Here is an 18,549-nt window from a genome sequence, read left to right as displayed (position 1 = left end):
CGTTGATAATTAAAAACTAGAATAATTATTTTAATGGGATAGCAGCAAGATGAAACAAACGGTACTCATAACCGGAGCCAGCAAAGGAATTGGCAAGGCGATAGCTCTGGGCCTCGCCGCCGACGGATTTGCCGTGGTGGTGCATTACCATCGTGACGAAGCAGGCGCACAGCAAACGCTTGAGGATATTAAAGCTCAGGGCGGAACCGGGCGCGTGATGCAATTTGATAGCGCCAACCGCGAGCAATGCCGCAGCGTGATTGAAGCCGATATTGAAACGCACGGCGCATACTGGGGCGTGGTCAACAATGCGGGAATGACCCGCGACGGCGCATTTCCGGCGCTTACCGACGAGGACTGGGACGGCGTCATCCGTACCAATCTCGACAGTTTTTATAATGTTATCCAGCCGTGTGTGATGCCGATGATTGGCCTGCGCAAAGGCGGGCGAATTATCACGCTTTCCTCGGTTTCAGGCCTGATGGGCAACCGTGGGCAGGTGAATTACAGCGCCGCAAAAGCCGGAATTATCGGTGCAACTAAAGCACTGGCTATTGAACTGGCGAAACGCAAAATCACCGTCAACTGCATCGCACCCGGTTTAATCGATACCGGCATGATTGAAATGGAAGAAGCCGCATTAAATGAAGCGATGCGCCTGATTCCGTTGCAACGAATGGGCCAGCCGGAAGAAGTGGCTGGGCTTGCGCGTTATTTGATGTCGCCCGTGGCGGGTTATGTCACACGCCAGGTGATCTCCATCAATGGAGGCATGCTGTGATTAAGCGCGTAGTAGTCACTGGAATGGGCGGCGTAACGGCACTGGGTGAAAACTGGCAGGCTGTGGCGGCGGGTTTGAAGTCTGGCCAAAACGCGGTGCGGAATATGCCGGAATGGCAAATTTACGACGGCCTCAACACTATGCTCGGCGCACCGGTGGATAATTTCACTTTGCCTGAACATTACACCCGCAAACGCATTCGGGCGATGGGGCGCGTTTCGCTACTCGCCACTCGCGCCACTGAACTGGCGTTAATAAAATCCGGTTTGCTCGGCGACCCGATTCTCACAAGCGGTGAAACCGGCATTGCCTACGGGTCTTCCACCGGGAGCACCGGGCCGGTGAGTGAATTTGCCACCATGCTTACCGAAAAACACACCCGTAATATCACCGGCACCACTTATGTGCAGATGATGCCGCACACTGCGGCGGTGAACGCCGGGTTGTTCTTTGGTTTGCGCGGGCGTGTGATTCCAACCTCAAGCGCCTGTACATCGGGCAGCCAGGCGATTGGTTATGCCTGGGAAGCAATTCGCCATGGCTACCAGACCGTAATGGTGGCGGGCGGTGCGGAAGAATTATGTCCATCAGAAGCGGCGGTGTTTGACACACTGTTTGCCACCAGCCAGCGCAATGACCAGCCAAAAACCACGCCATCGCCTTTTGATAAACAGCGTGACGGCCTGGTGATCGGCGAAGGGGCGGGGACGTTGATCCTCGAAGATCTGGATCACGCTCTGGCGCGTGGTGCGACGATCTATGCTGAAATCGTCGGCTTCCACACCAACTGCGATGCGGCACATATTACCCAGCCGCAGAAAGAAACCATGCAGATTTGTATTGAGCGCGGCCTGCAATCGGCGGGGCTGGCAGCCAGCGACATTGGCTATATCAATGCTCACGGCACCGCCACCGATCGCGGCGATATTGCCGAAAGCCACGCCACGGCGGCAGTTTTCGGGGCGAATACGCCAATCTCTTCGCTGAAAAGTTATTTTGGCCATACGCTCGGGGCTTGCGGTGCGCTGGAAGCGTGGATGAGTATCGAAATGATGCGCGAAGGCTGGTTTGCCGAAACGCTGAATTTAACCTCCCCGGACGAAGCCTGCGGCGAGTTGGATTACATCATGGGTACGGCGCGCAAAATCGACACCGAATTTGTGCAAAGCAATAACTTCGCTTTCGGTGGCATTAACACGTCGCTGGTGCTGCGCCGTTGGCAGTAAACGGTTATCGGCTGGCGGTGGGCGAAGTGGCGCGTTTGTCTGATGACGCGCTCGCCAATCGCTGGCTGTCGGCGCAATTACTGCAAGACGCGCCAGCCGGGCATCGCCGCCTGGACTGGATTGCCGCACGAGTCTTGTTGGCGATGCTGCTTAATAACGGCGCGTTGCCTAAACTCGAACGCACCGCACAGGGTAAACCGTATCATCCGGCGCTGCCTGAATTTAATATCAGCAACAGTGGATCCAGCGTTGCGGTGTTGATTGGGGTGGGTGAAGTCGGCTGCGATATTGAGCAAGTTCGCCCGCGCGCGAGGTTTATGGCTATTGCCCGCCACAGCTTTGCTGCGGATTTGTGCGACTGGCTGGAATCATTGCCCGAAGTGGAACACATCCCGCAGTTCTGGCGATTGTGGACGGCCCACGAAGCGGTGCTGAAACAGCGCGCAGGAACGGTCTGGCAAATGGATCAGCTGCATTTGCCGCTCCAGACGTTGTGCCCGCCAGACCGTTTTTTGCATCACGTGACCGTTGAAGACCGGCTGATCGCCTGTTGCGGCGAACAGCCATTTCCCGATGATTTTGCAGCGGAATGGGTGATTTTGTAATTTTGTCGGATGATGCCTGCGGCTTATCCGACGGTTTGCGAAGCCCGTTTACTGATTCAACGCCCAAATGTGATAAACCCCATCAATTAACTCCGCGCCTTCCAGTTCTTTCTCAAAACCGGGGAATTTCTCGCCCCATTGCGCGATGCTGCGAATGTATTTCAGCCACGGCCCATCAGCGTCACCAAAACTTTCGCCCGGCATCACAATCGGAATCCCCGGCGGATAAGGGATCACGCCGACGGCGGAAATCCGGTTCGGTAACTGGTCGATAGGCAAATGGTCGGCTTTACCCGCCATATGCTGCTGGAAGGCAATGCGCGGGCGCGTCACCGGAACGGGAATATTGCCAAAAGCCTCGGCCTGGAGTTTGTCCATCTGGCTGGTTTTCATGTAGTTAAACATTTCATCGCACAGATCCTTCAGCCCCATTCCCGCATAACGTGCCGCGTCGGCGCTGATCAAATCCGGCAGGCAACGTTTAAGCGGCGTGTTGTTGTCGTAATCGGTTTTGAACTCCAGCAACACGTTAATCAGTGTGCCCCATTTGCCTTTGGTGACGCCAATGGAGAACAGGCATAACACCATAAAATCGGTGGTGCGCGACGGCACAATGCCGCGCTCGCCAAGATACGCCGTGACCATCGCCGCCGGAATACCGGCCTCCAGCAGGTTGCCGTCATCGCCCATGCCGGGGGCTAAAATCCCCGCTTTGATCGGGTCGAGCAGACACCATTCGTCCTCAAGTTGTTCAAATCCATGCCATTTGTCGCCGGGTTTTAGCGTCCAGCAGGAAGGATCGGTGGTGAGCTGTTCCCGCGACGCTTTGGCAAATGGCACCTCCGCGCCGGATGCGTCGGTAATCGTCGGCGCGTTCCACGGCGAGAAGAACCACTCGCCTTTTTTAGCAAACGCCGCATGCACTTTTGCCAGCGCCAGACGGAAATCCACCGCTTCGACAATCACTTCCTGGGTCAACGCTTCGCCCTGGCCGCCGTCCATCATTGCCGCACCAATTTCGTTGGAAGCGATAATCGCATACAGCGGCGAAGTGGTGGCTTGCAGCATATACGACTCGTTAAAACGTGAATGCTCGACGGGCTTTTTACCGTTACGAATATGGATGTAAGACGATTGCGAAAGGGCGGCCAGCAGTTTGTGCGTGGAGTGCGTGGCAAAAATCGTCGGCCCGTTACTGTCGAAATCCTTCGGGTCGCCGCGCATCGCAAAGCGGCCTTTGTACATCGGGTTAAAGCGGGCATATGCGTACCAGGCTTCATCGAAATGAATCTGGTCAACACTTTGCGCCAGCAATTCTTGCGCCGCTTCGGCGTGATAACACATGCCGTCATAAGTACAGTTGGTGACTACCGCGTACACCGGTTTATCGCTCACCACTTCATGCTTGAGCGGGTTGGCGTCAATGGCCGCACGAATGCTTTCCGGGGTGAACTGGCGTTTGGGGATTGGCCCGATGATGCCAAAACGGTTGCGCGTCGGCACAAAATAAACCGGCAGCGCCCCGGTCATCACTAAGCCCTGTTCAATGGATTTATGGCAGTTGCGGTCGCAAAGCGCGATTTCAAGCTCGCCGACCACCGCCTGCATAATCGCGCGGTTGGAGCCGGAGGTGCCGTTTAAAACCGAGTAACTTTTGTGTGCGCCAAACACTTCGGCGGCGTAAGTTTCCGAGGCTTTAATCGGCCCGCTGTGATCAAGCAAAGAACCCATTGCGGCGCGTTCAATACCGGTATCGGTGCGGAATAAATTCTCACCGAAGAAATCCAGAAACTCACGCCCGACTGCCGATTTGGTAAACGCTACGCCGCCCTGATGGCCCGGTGCCGCCCATGAGTATTCCGGGTTTTCGAGGGTGTAATTAAATAGCGCCCGGGTAAACGGCGGCAGCAATTGTTGGTAATAACGCTGAATCAACGAACGGGCGCGCGCGGCAATAAATTCGGCGGTGTCCTCGTGCATCCAGACAAACTCATTCACCAGCCGCATCGAATCCAGCGTTAGCGTATCGACGCAGGAGTGTTCTGCCATCAACAGCACCGGCACGCTTTTATTGCGCCGACGAATAGTTTGCAGCAGCGTGAACGCCTGGCTGTGTGAGGCGTCGTCGTTGCCGCCGGAAGTCCAGTCCACGAAAATACAGCACAACGAAGCATCGGACGTGACCGTGGCGATACCATCTTCAAAGGTAGCGGCGGAAATCACCGCAAAGTTGTTTTCTTCCAGAGCTTCAATCAGTTCCGCCACTGCGCGTCCGTTGGCGGTGTTAACGTCCTGAATGCTGCTGTCGACCACCAGAATTTTGCGCTTTTGATGCGTGCCGAGATCAAGCATGAGCCACTCCTGTCTTAATCGTTAACCACGGGTTTATCCAGCGGGTAGGGGTTTTTATGGCGACGGTTATAGTTAACGGTGTACATCGCGGTAATCACCATGATGGCGACGAACGACCACATCACTTCTGTCGCACCCGTTCCCACCACCGCCCAAATGCAGTAAACAAAGGCAATCAGCGTGATAAACAAGAACGGCAGGCGTTGGTTGCCCAAATGCCCCTGGCCGAGCAGCATCAACGCCGCACAGGTATAAATGTAAGGCACCAGCGTGAAGATGACCGACACCGAGGAAACCACGGCGAATTGCGAAGTGGCGTCCGGGGAAATACTGGCGAGCTGGAAAAGTGTCATCAACACACCGACGATAATCAGGCCCGCGACCGGAGTTTGGTCTTTGTTCACTTTGGCAAATATTGGCGGGAACAGGCCGTCGTCGGCGGCGGCTTTCGCCGTTTGCCCGGCGAGTAACGTCCAGCCGCCGAGGCTACCTAAACACCCGGCTGCGGCACAGAATGAAACAATCGCCCCCGCCGTCGGCCCCATCGCCATGAGCGCGGCATCGCCGAATGGTGAGGCGGAAACTTTGAGGTCGGCGTTGGGGATCATGCCCATAATCGCGGTGCTGGAAAGCACGTAACAAACCGCAGCGATTAATACGCCGCCGATAGTGGCAATCGGCACGTTACGTTTGGGGTTTTTCACCACCGCTGCGGCCACCGACGCACTTTCAACGCCGATAAACGACCACAGCGTGACGCTCAATGTGCTCTGAATCGCGCCAAAAGTGCCTTTGCCGCTGACGTTCCACGCTTCCATGTAAGTGTCGCTTTTAAACCAGAACCAGCCTAAAACCGCCACGGCAACAATCGGAATGAGCGCCAGAATAGTGGCGACCGCCTGCACGCGAGTGATCATTTTCGGGCCAACAATATTCAGCCCGACAAACAGCCACAGAATCGCGATACAGGTGACGGTGAGCGGCCACGGCTGGTTTAACATCGGGAAGAAGTAGCTGAGATACCCGACGCCAATCACCACCATCGCGACGTTACCAATCCAGCAGGCTAGCCAGTAAAGCAGGTTGGTTTGATAACCGAGGAACGGGCCAAATGCCCGCCGGGCGTAGGCGTAAGAGCCGCCGGGGCTGTCATCGAGCGAGGACATTTTGGCGTAAACCATTGATAACGACAACGCGCCGATAATCGTCACCATCCAGCCAAAGATGGCAATCCCGCCAGTGGCGGCGAGGTTTGCCGGGAGCAGGAAAACCCCGGAACCCATGATATTGCCAGCCACCATTAACATCACCGGGACCAGCCCGACTTTTTGCGCTTCACTAGCCATAGAACCTCTCCTGAAACGAAGAAACTTTGTTGGAGTTAACGAGAAAAAAGCTGGGGGTGTGGTGGTGATAAATCCTTAGGAAGTGATATACGTCTGCTGTTCGGTAAGTTTAGACTACTATCAAAGACTAACTGGAGATTTCCCAATGAGCGAAAGAATGTCGGTGATACAAGGTGATATCACCCGCGTCGAGGTTGACGTTATTGTCAACGCGGCGAATTCATCCCTGATGGGAGGCGGCGGTGTTGATGGCGCGATTCATCGTGCGGCGGGCCCTGCATTACTGGAAGCCTGTAAAGTGATCGTGCGCCAGCAAGGCGAATGTGCACCGGGACACGCGGTGATTACTGAAGCTGGGAATATTCCGGTTAAAGCGGTGATTCACGCCGTTGGTCCGGTGTGGCATGGTGGCGAAAAACACGAGGCCGAATTGCTCGAACAAACTTATCGCAACTGCCTGGATTTAGCCGCTGCCAATGGTTATCGCACCATTGCTTTCCCGGCGATAAGCACCGGTGCTTATGGTTATCCTAAAGAGGAGGCCGCGAAAATCGCCGTTGATACTGTTTACCGCTATATAGGCATACGCCCGTTACCTGAAGAGGTGGTTTTTGTCTGCTTTGATGACGAAAATACCCAAATCTATCAACAACTTGTTGCTCAACTCTAATTTGAAAAATCATCACGCCACACGCCTGGGAAGGGCGATTACTCCGTCGCTTGCCGAGCATCCAGGTTTTAGCGGGATCCACCCACTGTCGGATAGCCTCGACGCCTTTGCGGCGCGTTATTTGCTGTGCGGTATGGCCGAGAAAACCCTCGATGTGCAGTATTACATCTGGCAGGACGATATGTCCGGACGCTTGATGTTCAGTGCGCTGCTGGCGGCGGCTGAACGTGGGGTGAAAGTTCGCCTGTTGCTGGACGATAACAACACCAATGGGCTTGATGATATTTTACAACTGCTCAATTCTCATCCGCAGATTGAAGTTCGCCTGTTTAATCCCTTTTCATTTCGACTGTTTCGCGCCATCGGCTATCTGACCGACTTTGCGCGCCTGAACCGTCGCATGCATAACAAATCGTTCACCGTGGATGGCGAAACGACGATTATTGGTGGGCGCAATGTGGGGGATGCCTATTTTGGCGTCGGGAAACAACCGCTGTTTTCAGATTTAGACGTGTTGGCAATCGGCCCGGTGGTCAGTGATGTAAGCCAGGATTTTGAGCGCTACTGGAACAGTCAGTGCGTATCGACGCTGGAAAAGGTGTTGGATGTTGACCCGGATGTTTTGCATAACCGTGTGCAACTTCCCGATGACTGGCGCGATGATCCGACGGCTCGGCGTTACCTTGATCGGCTGACGACCAGCCAGTTCGCCACGCACCTGGTTTCACGCACTCTGGAAATGTATTGGGCGAAGACGCGCCTGTTGAGCGATGACCCGCGCAAAGGGCAGGGCAGGGCGCGCAATCACACGCTATTGCCGCAGCGCCTGATCAACGTCATTGGCATGCCGAAACAGGAAATTGACATCATCTCCGCCTATTTCGTACCGACGCGTGCCGGAATTGCCCAGATTCTGGGGCTGGTGCGCAAAGGGGTGAAAATCGCCATTCTGACTAATTCACTGGCGGCTAATGATGTGGCGGTGGTGCATGCGGGTTATGCGCGCTGGCGTAAAAAGTTGCTGCGTCATGGTGTGGAGTTGTTTGAACTTAAGCCCGAGCACGAGGGCGTTCGCAGGCCGCATGACCGCGGATTAACCGGTAATTCAGGTTCCAGCCTGCACGCCAAAACATTTAGCGTGGATAAGCAGAAGGTGTTTATCGGCTCATTCAATTTTGATCCGCGCTCGGCGATGCTGAATACCGAGATGGGATTTGTCATTGAGAGCGAAGCGCTGGCGCAAAATATTCACCAGCGTTTTACCCAAAGCCAGAAAGAGGCGGCGTGGTCGCTGCGTCTGGATCGTTGGGGGCGAGTGAATTGGGTTGAGAATAATAACGGTAAAGAGATTGTCTGGAAGAAAGAACCGCACACCCGTTTTTGGCAACGGGTGTTGGTGCGGTTAGTTTATCGTTTGCCGATTGAATGGCTCTTATAGCGTCACTTTAACTGCCACATTCTGCGGCTTGCCGGAGAACAGGAAGCGCAGTAACGGGATTCGCAGGTGGATTTCATAAAGAATCACCGCAATGCCCACCACAAACACCAGTCCGGTAATAAAGCCCAACGTGTTAGACGCAATATGTGGAGTGATATAAGCGCCAAAGAACAGCGTCAGCGGGTGGTGCACCAGATAAATAAACAGCGACGCATTGACGAAATAGGTCACGCGTTTTGACTGGAAGTTCAGCAGCTTATGGCCCAGCGAGAACACGACGTTGACCATCCACAAGCCCATCACCATGGTGATCACACTTTCCGTTTCATACATCCACGCATCGCCGCTGCCGTAACGCTGGTTGGCGAGATAAGCGCAAAACGCCAGTGCCGCGCCCACTGCGCACCCTGGCGACGGCGTGGTGAATAACGCTTTCAACTGGGGGCGCACAAACACTAACGCGCCGAGCATAAAGAATGGCAGGTAGAACAGCGTTTGCATCACCACGAAATTAAATAAGCCATCGCTTAAAATTGGCGAATAAATAATAAAAATCGTCCGGCGAATCGCGCCGTATAAAATACCGAAACCCAGGAATGCGATTGAGAGCTTTCCTAAAGTGAGACTGGTTTGGCTATTTTCTGACGGCTCAGCAAGGCGGCTTTTCATTTGTTGAAACAAAAATAAACCAACGGTCGTCAGCACCACCATCACTAATAAAAACCACAGGTGAGAAACCAGCTCCCACACCAGAGTGTTGTATTTTTCGTATGGCGTCAGACCCGGCCAATTTTTGGCTTTGTCATTAACGTGTTGCAACATTAAAAATTGCGGCAAAGTGAGCAGGGGAATGGCCGTCAACATAGGGATGCCGACACGCTCCACACGCACTTTCCACCAGCGTTTTAGCGGGTAACGCAGAAACAGCATGTAGGAAAAATATCCTGAAATAACAAAGAATACCTGCATGCGGAAGGCGTGAATGAAGTCATTGAAGAGAGTTAATCCCCAGGAAGATTCAACGCTGTTGACATGCCAGGTATGGCTTGAATAGATGAGCGAGATATGGAACGGGATGCCTAAAAGCATTAACCAGGCCCGGATAGAATCCAGGAAAAACTCGCGTTGCTGTGGTGCTTTACTCATAATACTCCAGACATTATCGGACGAATCGCCTTATCCTTAAGAACATATCCCAATAGGCTTGAAGTCCCGAACGGTATCAATTCCGTGGCAACCCTACACTAACCGTGACATCCTGTCTCCAGGATGCACTCCGAAAGCGTAAGCAGTTGTCTTTTTTTGCTTAAAGCCTGAGCCGGCGCGCTGAACAATGCGGGTAATTGGTTGTCGGAAAGCAGAAGTTTCCATTAAAATGGATTGGATTGATTTAAGCACACAAAGGGGGATGTGCTGGTTAATATGAAACATAAACTAAAAATGATGAAAATGTGTGGGCTTGGTGCTGCTGTGATGCTGTCGCTTTATACCACTTCGGTTTGGGCTTTCAACATCGATGATGTCGCAAAACAAGCGAAAACATTAGCGGGCAAAAGCTACGAAGCACCTAAAACTAATCTGCCATCGCAGTTCCGCGACATGAAATATGCGGACTACCAGCAGATCCAGTTCAATCATGATAAAGCCTACTGGAGCAAGTTAAAGACCCCATTTAAGCTTGAATTTTATCATCAGGGTATGTACTTCGACACCCCGGTTGCTATCAACGAAGTGACAGCCACTGCGGTTCATAAGATCAAGTACAACCCGGATTACTTTAATTTCGGTGATGTTAAACACGATAAAGACACCGTGAAAGATCTCGGCTTTGCCGGGTTCAAAGTGCTCTATCCGATCAACAGCAAAGATAAGAACGACGAAATTGTCAGCATGCTCGGGGCGAGTTATTTCCGTGTGATTGGCTCAGGTCAGGTTTATGGCCTGTCTGCTCGTGGTTTGGCAATCGACACCGCTTTGCCATCTGGCGAAGAGTTCCCACGTTTCCGTGAATACTGGATTGAACGTCCTAAAGCTGGCGATAAAACGCTGACTCTTTATGCGTTGCTCGATTCCCCACGTGCAACGGGTGCGTATCGCTTTGTGATTACCCCTGGGCGTGACACCGTGGTTAACGTGCAGTCGAAGGTTTATCTGCGCGATAAAGTGGGCAAACTGGGCGTGGCACCGCTGACAAGTATGTTCTTGTTTGGGCCAAACCAGCCGTCTCCTTCGACCAATTTCCGTCCTGAATTGCATGACTCTAACGGTCTGTCTATTCATGCGGGGAACGGTGAGTGGATTTGGCGTCCGCTGAACAACCCGAAACACCTGGCTGTCAGCTCGTTTGCGACAGAAAACCCAGTTGGTTTTGGCTTGCTGCAACGTGGCCGTCAGTTCTCTCGCTTTGAAGATTTAGACGATCGTTACGATCAGCGTCCAAGCGCCTGGGTTGCACCACAAGGTGATTGGGGTAAAGGTCGCGTCGAGTTGGTTGAAATTCCAACCAATGACGAAACTAACGACAACATTGTTGCTTACTGGACACCGGATCAATTGCCGGAACCAGGCAAAGAAATGAACTTCAAGTACACCATTACCTTCAGTCGTGATGAAGACAAAATGCATGCGCCTGATAACGCATACGTCGCGCAGACTCGCCGTTCAACCGGTGATGTGAAGCAGTCTAATCTGATTCGTCAGCCTGATGGCACCATCGCGTTTGTGCTGGATTATGTCGGCGCAGATATGAAAAAACTGCCGCAGGATACGCCAGTTACCGCGCAAACCAGCATTGGTGACAACGGTGAAATCGTAGACAGCCAGGTACGTTACAACCCGGTCACTAAAGGCTGGCGTTTGACGGTACGTGTGAAAGTCAAAGACGATAAGAAACCGACTGAAATGCGTGCAGCGCTGGTCAATGGTGACCAAACGTTGAGCGAAACCTGGAGCTACCAGCTACCTGCCAATGAATAAGATTACTGATACTGCGTCTGATTATATTGATGCTCTTCCGCTTTCTGCTGAGCAGAAGGCGGCTCTTCCTGCATCGGATCTACAAGCGGTGCATGAGGCGCTTGACGCGAAAGGGCACCATTATGACAGAGCCGATGATTCTCCTTTAGCCTCGGTAAAGGCCCGGCTCGAAGCGAGTTGGCCTGGATCATTGGGCGGTGAACAACTGATCGAGGACGAAGAAGGGCGCACTCAGTTGCAGGCGATGCCAAAAGCAACGCGCGCTTCGATGTTCCCCGATCCGTGGCGCACCAACCCGATTGGTCGTTTCTGGGATCGTTTACGCGGGCGTGAAGTTAACCCTCGCTACATGTCGAAAGAAGAGGCCGAAGCCGAGCAGAAATGGCGTACCGTCGGGACTATCCGCCGTTACATTCTGCTGGTGTTGACCATTGCTCAGACTGTCGTAGCGACCTGGTATATGAAGACCATTCTTCCTTACCAGGGGTGGGCGCTGATTAATCCTTCCGACATGATCGGCCAGGATTTATGGGTTTCCTTTATGCAACTGCTACCGTACGTGCTGCAAACCGGGATCCTGATTCTGTTCGCTATCTTGTTCTGTTGGGTTTCAGCCGGTTTCTGGACTGCGCTGATGGGCTTCCTGCAACTGCTGATGGGCAAAGATAAATACAGTATCTCTGCTTCAACGGTGGGCGATGAACCTATTGACCCGGCGAACCGCACCGCGTTGATTATGCCTATCTGTAACGAAGACGTTGACCGTGTTTTTGCGGGTCTGCGTGCGACGTGGGAATCGGTAAAAGCGACGGGCCAACAGCAGCACTTCGACGTTTACATCCTGAGCGACAGCTACAACCCGGATATCTGTGTTGCCGAGCAAAAAGCGTGGATGGAGTTGATCAACGAAGTGCAGGGCGAAGGGCAGATTTTCTACCGTCGTCGTCGTCGTCGTGTGAAGCGTAAAAGCGGCAACATCGATGACTTCTGCCGTCGTTGGGGCAACCAGTACAGCTACATGGTGGTGTTGGATGCTGACTCCGTCATGAGCGGCGACTGCCTGACCAACCTGGTTCGCCTGATGAATGCTAACCCGAATGCGGGCATCATTCAGTCTTCACCAAAAGCGTCTGGTATGGACACCCTGTATGCACGTTGCCAGCAGTTTGCGACGCGTGTTTACGGGCCGCTGTTTACCGCGGGTCTGCACTTCTGGCAGTTGGGTGAATCCCACTACTGGGGCCACAATGCGATTATTCGCGTGAAGCCATTCATCGAGCACTGTGCGCTTGCGCCGCTGCCGGGTGAAGGTTCATTCGCCGGTTCAATCCTGTCCCACGACTTCGTGGAAGCGGCATTGATGCGCCGTGCAGGTTGGGGCGTGTGGATTGCCTATGACTTGCCGGGTTCTTATGAAGAACTGCCGCCGAACTTGCTGGATGAACTCAAGCGTGACCGCCGTTGGTGCCACGGTAACTTGATGAACTTCCGTCTGTTCCTGGTCAAAGGCATGCACCCGGTTCACCGTGCGGTATTCCTGACAGGCGTAATGTCTTACTTATCCGCGCCGTTGTGGTTTATGTTCCTCGCGTTATCGACTGCTTTGCAGGTGGTACACGCGCTGACGGAACCGCAATACTTCCTGCAACCACGCCAGTTGTTCCCGGTGTGGCCGCAGTGGCGTCCAGAGTTGGCAATCGCACTGTTTGCTTCCACCATGGTGTTGCTGTTCCTGCCGAAGCTTCTGAGCATCATTTTGATTTGGTGCAAAGGCTCGAAAGAGTTTGGTGGCTTCTTGCGTGTCACCGCGTCCCTGCTGCTCGAAGTGCTGTTCTCAGTGCTGCTGGCTCCGGTGCGTATGCTGTTCCACACCGTATTTGTGGTCAGCGCGTTCCTCGGTTGGGAAGTGGTCTGGAATTCGCCGCAGCGTGATGACGATTCCACCCCTTGGGGCGAAGCGTTTATGCGCCACGGTTCCCAGCTTCTGTTAGGGCTGGTGTGGGCAGTGGGTATGGCATGGCTGGATTTACGCTTCCTGTTCTGGCTTGCGCCAATCGTATTCTCGCTGATCCTGTCGCCGTTTGTTTCGGTGCTGTCGAGCCGCGCGACACTCGGTTTGCGTACCAAGCGCTGGAAGCTGTTCCTGATCCCGGAAGAGTATTCTCCTCCGCAGGTGCTGGTGGATACCGACAATTACCTGAAGCTGAACCGCAGCCGTACGCTGGACGATGGCTTTATGCACGCGGTGTTTAACCCGTCGTATAACGCACTGGCAACAGCAATGGCGACGGCGCGTCACCGTGCAAGCCAGGTGCTGGAAATCGCTCGCGATCGTCACGTTGAACAGGCACTGAACGAAACGCCTGATAAGCTGAATCGCGATCGTCGCCTGGTGTTGTTAAGCGACCCGGTCACCATGTCTCGTCTGCATTACCGTGTGTGGTCCAACCCGCAGCGTTACTCTTCGTGGGTTGATAGCTACAAAACGGTTGAGCTGAACCCTGAGGCGTTGCCGACTAAGTAATCCGGCAAACGCGCTCACCATGCCGGCCTTCGGGCCGGTATTTTTTTGGAGTCAAAGAATGTTAAGAATGATGGCTGTGATAATGGTTGCGTGCTTGCTCAGCGGCTGCGGCAGTATTATCAGCCGCGCTGTACCGGGGCAGGGACATGGTAATCAGTATTACCCCGGTGTGCAGTGGGACGTGCGTGATAGTGCATGGCGCTATATCACGGTCTTAGACTTACCGTTTTCGCTGGTCTTCGACACTCTGTTGCTGCCGATAGATGCCAGCCACGGCCCGTACGAATAAGCGTTACCGCTCATCCCATTCATCAGCCGCAGTTTGCCCTTCTTCGGTATCTAACGGCGGCTCAAGTTGAAATTCACCTTCGTCCCATTCATGCAGCGTGTTTTCTTCAATCCATTCCTGACGTAACTCGATTTCATCAAAGTCACCATCAAACACGCTTTGTGCCGCTTCACCGCTCAGCATCGGGAAACATTCGCCATCTTCACTGTCATCGGCAAAGAATTCAGCCTGCCACATGATGTCGCCATCCTGAAGAATGTACTTCTGAATGTTCAGTTGCTGAACACTGGCACTCTCTTCATCAAGTTCAGGGTTGTCTACAAGGAAAAGCTCGCGTGCGGCATCAATGGCCTCTTCCAGCGTTGCGTACAGACTCATACTCATCTCCTTTTGTTACAGGTCAGGGAGCACGCGCTCCGGTGCAATTTCAAGTTAATTGTTGACGCTGTGTGCAAAGTTGCAAGTATGAAATTTAATCCTCGTCATACTTCGAGTTGTCTCTTTGTTGGCTGCGTTCACTCACCTCTGTCACTTACTTTAGTAAGCTCCAGGGGATTCGTTCACTTGCCGCCGCGATACAACTAGAATTATTTAGAGGATTACGGCGTTACTCTTCCAAAATACGGGGGCGTTCAGTAGGGCTTCGCAAACTAATCCACGAGTAAAGTGCGTTGAAAAGCACGACGCAGGCGGTGACTAAAAATACCGTGCGGAAGCCATAGTTAGCCGAAACGGCGGCACCGACCAGCGGGCCGGTGACGTTACCAATATCGCGGAAAGACTGGTTGTAACTAAAGATACGCCCGGCAATTTGATTGCTGGAATTGTAGATAAGCAACGTTTGCACCGCTGGCAGCAGCGCACCGTCGGCGGCACCGAGCAGAAAACGTAATACGCCGAGCTGCCATGGCGTTTGCACCATCGACATTGGGATTAACAGCAGCACTGAAACCACCAGCGCGCAGATTAAAATTCTCTCCGGCCCGATTCTGTCACCCAGCTTTCCAAGACGCGGTGCGCTAATCAACGCAGCCACGCCGGGAACGGATGCAATCATGCCGCTGATAAATGCCAGATTGCTGACATTCCCCGCCAGCTCGCGCACATAGAGCGTCAGAATCGGCGCAATCGACCCCGTCGCCACCTGAATAATCATTGTGGTGACGAACAAGCTCAGCACCAGTTTGGGGTTTTTCAGGGAGGAGAGAACCTGGCGCGCGTGCAGCATGTCTTTCTTGTTAACCGGCGTGAATTGCTCGCGGATGCAGAAAAGAGTGAAAACGAAACAGGTAAACAACACGGCGGCGGTGATGAAAAACACCGGGCGTAAGCCGTATGTATCCGCCAGAAAACCACCGATCATCGGGCCGAGCAGCGCACCGCTCACGCCACCGGTAGATAACGTACCGAGCGCCCAGCCGCTTTTATGGCGCGGAACCTGGGTCGCAATCAGCGCGTTGGCATTGGGGACAAAACCACCCAGCAAACCGAGCAGGGCGCGCAGTGCTAAGAATTGCCAGATATTGCTCGCAAAACCCATCAACACCATCACGATAGACATGCCAAGCGCTGAACGCAGCAGCATGATTTTGCGGCCTTTACGGTCGGCAAGGCCGCCCCAGAAAGGCGATGCTATCGCGGAGAAAAGGAACGTAATACTGAAAACGATACCCGACCACATATTCAGTGCGCTGTGGCCTGTCACGCCAAGACTTTCGACGTACAAGGGCAGGAAAGGCATGACCAGGCTAAAGGCGACGCCGGTCAGAAAACACCCAAGCCAGGCGACGGTGAGATTTCGTTTCCAGTTGATGTTGCTCTCGGGGAGAGTCATAACGCTCCAGTTTAGTGCAGAGAAGATATGCGGGGGAATTATTACCTTGCTAATTATGCGCCTGTTGAATGGAGAGTGGCAATGTTTATGAAATGCAGTTTTAGAACGATTAAAGGCGACTTTACGCCGCCCTATGACTTAATCGAATAGCGAATCAGTAGCGCGACGGCACACCCTCCGGGCGTGTCTTAAAGCGGCGATGCAGCCACATATATTGTTCAGGCGCCATCATGATGCACTGCTCGATGATTTTATTCATCCAGATGGCGGTGCCTTCCGGGGTTTCCAGCGGAGGGGAAAATTCAGCGGGCAGAATAATCAGCTCGTAGCCTTTGCCGTCAGGCTTGCGGCGCGGAACCATGGGCACAATCGCCGCCCCTGACATACGTGCAAGTGTGTATGTCCCGGTTGTGGTGGCCGCTTCGTCAACGCCAAAGAATGGCACGAAAACGCTGCCGCGCGGGCCGTAGTCGTGATCCGGCGCGTACCAAATAATTTCACCCTGTTTGAGCGCACGAATCATCCCTTTGAGATCTTTGCGATCAATCATGCTTTTATTCGAGCGCATCCGGCCCCAGGTTTGCAGCCAGTCGAGAAGAGGGTTGTCGTTGGGGCGATAAACGCCGATGCCGGGGGTGTTCATCCCAAACATGCGTGCGCCTAACTCCAGCGTCAGGAAGTGGATGCCGATTAACAGCACGCCGCGTTTGGCTTCCTGCACCGCATGGATTTGATCCACGCCGCTGACATCACACCAGCGCTGAATTCGCCAGGTCGGCCAGAACCAGGCCATGCCGGTTTCCATCAGGCCCATGCCGACGGACTCGAAATTTTTAACCAGATAATATTCACGCTTTTCAGGCGTGACGTGCGGAAAAGCGAGTTCGATATTACGGCGGGTGATTCTGACGCGGCGTTTCATAAACCGCATAGCTAAATGGCCAAGGCCGCAGCCAATCCGATAAATCACTGGGTAGGGGAGCAGGGTAATTGCATACAGCAATCCAATGCCAAACCAGGTTCCCCAATAGCGGGGATGGAGTAATGCGCGCGAGAATTGCGGTAAGTTCGTCATGTAAAACCTATAGTGACGGCAAATGCCGGATCTTCTTGAGTCAGACTATTGTGACATTAATTAAGAATCTTCCAAAATTAACAGGTGTAGAGTGTTTGATATTTCAGCGTTTGTTGAATTAAATGCGAAGTAATAAGTGAAATGTAGCGCAAAATGCAGGGATGTAAATTAACGTTAATTGCTTTATGATGCAGCCCACTTTTTTCTCAACGATTGCCGAGCGAACACCATGCCAGTGTTACACAACCGCATATCGAATGATGAATTGCGCGTGCGCATGTTGGCTGAAACCGAGCCACGCACCACAATCTCATTCTATAAATATTTCCATATTGAAGAACCTCAGACCACGCGTGATGCGCTGTATCTGGCGTTTACCGCGCTGAATGTTTTTGGTCGCGTGTATCTCGCCCATGAAGGGATCAACGCGCAAATTAGCGTGCCGCAAAGCCGTGTCGATGCCTTCCGCGAAACGCTTTACGGTTTCCATGCCGCGCTTAACGGCGTGCGCCTGAATATCGCTCTTGAAGATGACGGAAAGTCGTTCTGGGTTCTGCGCATGAAAGTGCGTGACCGTATCGTGGCCGATGGGATTGATGACCCGTCATTCGACGCCAGCAATGTCGGCGCTTATCTGAAAGCCGCAGACGTTAACGCGATGCTCGATGACCCGGATGCTGTGTTTATCGACATGCGTAACCATTACGAATACGAAGTGGGCCATTTCCAGGACGCGATGGAAATTCCCGCAGATACTTTCCGCGAACAGTTACCGAAAGCCGTTGATATGTTGCAGGACGATAAAGACAAAAAAATCGTCATGTATTGCACCGGCGGGATTCGCTGTGAAAAAGCCAGCGCCTGGATGATGCATAACGGATTCAAGAACGTCTACCACATTGAAGGCGGGATTATTGAATACGCCCGTCGTGCGCGTGAGCAAGGGATCCCGGTGCGCTTCGTCGGTAAAAACTTTGTCTTTGACGAGCGTATGGGCGAACGTATTTCCGAAGATGTGATCGCCCATTGCCACCAGTGCGGCACGTCTTGCGACAGCCACACCAACTGCAAAAATGACGGCTGCCATCTGCTGTTTATTCAGTGCCCGAGCTGTGCTGAGAAGTTTGCTGGATGCTGTAGTGACATTTGCCGTGATGAGCTGGCGCTTACACCCGAAGAGCAGCGCCGCCGCCGTGCAGGCCGTGAAAACGGGAATAAGATTTTTAATAAATCACGCGGCGTGTTGAATACGACGTTGGGGATCCCTGACCCCGAGTAACAAAAAAATGGATGTCGCTTGCGCTTATGGTGGTCGGATAAGCGCAGTGTACGACCGGCCACATAGGTTACAGATCAGACCGGTCACACAGGTAACACATTCTGCCTAATCTATCCGGATGATACTTTGCTTACGTCTGTCGTAGTAAGCAAGG

At 53.2% G+C, this 18,549-nt stretch carries 15 protein-coding genes; 9 read left to right on the top strand and 6 right to left on the bottom strand.

The features are described 5' to 3' along the window. The first annotated feature begins 49 nt into the window (after positions 1-49). From D6029_RS20455 to D6029_RS20445, 3 genes are read left to right on the top strand one after another with little or no spacing between them, the layout of a single operon-like run. On the top strand, positions 50-781 hold the full coding sequence (locus tag D6029_RS20455) for a 3-ketoacyl-ACP reductase FabG2 (protein WP_120066526.1): 732 nt from the start codon (positions 50-52) through the stop codon (positions 779-781). Then, positions 778-2,007: a beta-ketoacyl-ACP synthase gene (locus D6029_RS20450; RefSeq protein ID WP_120066525.1), complete on the top strand. Its 1,230-nt coding sequence runs from the start codon at positions 778-780 to the stop codon at positions 2,005-2,007. Before D6029_RS20455 ends, D6029_RS20450 begins: the two co-directional genes overlap by 4 nt. Then, positions 1,998-2,612, top strand: coding sequence for a 4'-phosphopantetheinyl transferase superfamily protein (locus tag D6029_RS20445; RefSeq protein WP_120066524.1), 615 nt, complete (start codon positions 1,998-2,000; stop codon positions 2,610-2,612). The genes D6029_RS20450 and D6029_RS20445 overlap by 10 nt, the downstream gene beginning before the upstream one ends. A 48-nt stretch (positions 2,613-2,660) precedes the next feature. Here D6029_RS20445 and D6029_RS20440 read toward each other — a convergent pair whose 3' ends face one another. Further along, complete coding sequence (locus D6029_RS20440) at positions 2,661-4,964, bottom strand: Orn/Lys/Arg family decarboxylase (protein WP_120066523.1); 2,304 nt, start codon at positions 4,962-4,964, stop codon at positions 2,661-2,663. Between the two features lie 14 nt (positions 4,965-4,978). Then, the gene (gene adiC / locus D6029_RS20435; protein WP_120066522.1) at positions 4,979-6,310 is read right to left on the bottom strand and encodes an arginine/agmatine antiporter; all 1,332 of its coding nucleotides are present in this window, start codon (positions 6,308-6,310) and stop codon (positions 4,979-4,981) included. A 145-nt stretch (positions 6,311-6,455) separates the two neighbouring features. On the opposite strand from adiC, the gene ymdB reads away from it, so the two are divergent. Further along, positions 6,456-6,980, top strand: a complete 525-nt coding sequence (ymdB, locus tag D6029_RS20430; RefSeq protein WP_120066521.1) for an O-acetyl-ADP-ribose deacetylase — start codon at positions 6,456-6,458, stop codon at positions 6,978-6,980. Next, positions 6,931-8,418 (top strand): phospholipase D family protein, encoded by a 1,488-nt coding sequence (locus tag D6029_RS20425; protein WP_244212436.1) that lies wholly within the window; start codon positions 6,931-6,933, stop codon positions 8,416-8,418. Before ymdB ends, D6029_RS20425 begins: the two co-directional genes overlap by 50 nt. On the opposite strand, the gene mdoC is transcribed toward D6029_RS20425, so the two are convergent. Then, positions 8,413-9,564, bottom strand: a complete 1,152-nt coding sequence (gene mdoC / locus D6029_RS20420) for a glucans biosynthesis protein MdoC (RefSeq protein WP_120066520.1) — start codon at positions 9,562-9,564, stop codon at positions 8,413-8,415. The genes D6029_RS20425 and mdoC overlap by 6 nt on opposite strands. Positions 9,565-9,858: 294 nt before the next feature. Here mdoC and mdoG point away from each other — a divergent pair, with 294 nt between their 5' ends. The 3 genes from mdoG (at position 9,859) to D6029_RS20405 (ending at position 14,207) form a co-directional block, all read left to right on the top strand. After that, the gene (gene mdoG / locus D6029_RS20415; protein ID WP_120066553.1) at positions 9,859-11,394 is read left to right on the top strand and encodes a glucans biosynthesis protein MdoG; all 1,536 of its coding nucleotides are present in this window, start codon (positions 9,859-9,861) and stop codon (positions 11,392-11,394) included. Beyond that, complete coding sequence (gene mdoH, locus D6029_RS20410) at positions 11,387-13,918, top strand: glucans biosynthesis glucosyltransferase MdoH (RefSeq protein WP_120066519.1); 2,532 nt, start codon at positions 11,387-11,389, stop codon at positions 13,916-13,918. The genes mdoG and mdoH overlap by 8 nt, the downstream gene beginning before the upstream one ends. Positions 13,919-13,985: 67 nt before the next feature. Next, positions 13,986-14,207 (top strand): YceK/YidQ family lipoprotein, encoded by a 222-nt coding sequence (locus D6029_RS20405; RefSeq protein WP_418230281.1) that lies wholly within the window; start codon positions 13,986-13,988, stop codon positions 14,205-14,207. A gap of 3 nt (positions 14,208-14,210) precedes the next feature. On the opposite strand, the gene D6029_RS20400 is transcribed toward D6029_RS20405, so the two are convergent. The 3 genes from D6029_RS20400 to D6029_RS20390 form a co-directional block, all read right to left on the bottom strand. Further along, positions 14,211-14,585, bottom strand: coding sequence for a MysB family protein (locus tag D6029_RS20400; RefSeq protein WP_120066517.1), 375 nt, complete (start codon positions 14,583-14,585; stop codon positions 14,211-14,213). Between the two features lie 229 nt (positions 14,586-14,814). After that, a complete protein-coding gene (mdtG, locus tag D6029_RS20395) occupies positions 14,815-16,041 on the bottom strand; it encodes a multidrug efflux MFS transporter MdtG (protein WP_120066516.1) in 1,227 nt (408 codons plus the stop codon). Positions 16,042-16,195: 154 nt separating this feature from the next. Then, positions 16,196-17,116: a Kdo(2)-lipid IV(A) acyltransferase gene (locus D6029_RS20390; protein ID WP_120066515.1), complete on the bottom strand. Its 921-nt coding sequence runs from the start codon at positions 17,114-17,116 to the stop codon at positions 16,196-16,198. Positions 17,117-17,345: 229 nt separating this feature from the next. Here D6029_RS20390 and trhO point away from each other — a divergent pair, with 229 nt between their 5' ends. After that, positions 17,346-18,395 carry an oxygen-dependent tRNA uridine(34) hydroxylase TrhO gene (trhO, locus tag D6029_RS20385; RefSeq protein WP_120066514.1) on the top strand — a complete coding sequence of 350 codons (1,050 nt, stop codon included), beginning with the start codon at positions 17,346-17,348 and terminating at the stop codon, positions 18,393-18,395. Positions 18,396-18,549 lie beyond the last annotated feature (154 nt).

This window comes from Buttiauxella izardii (assembly GCF_003601925.1).
GTDB lineage: Bacteria > Pseudomonadota > Gammaproteobacteria > Enterobacterales > Enterobacteriaceae > Buttiauxella > Buttiauxella izardii.
Note: the sequence above shows the minus strand (reverse complement) of the source record. Positions and strands in the feature narration are given on the sequence as shown.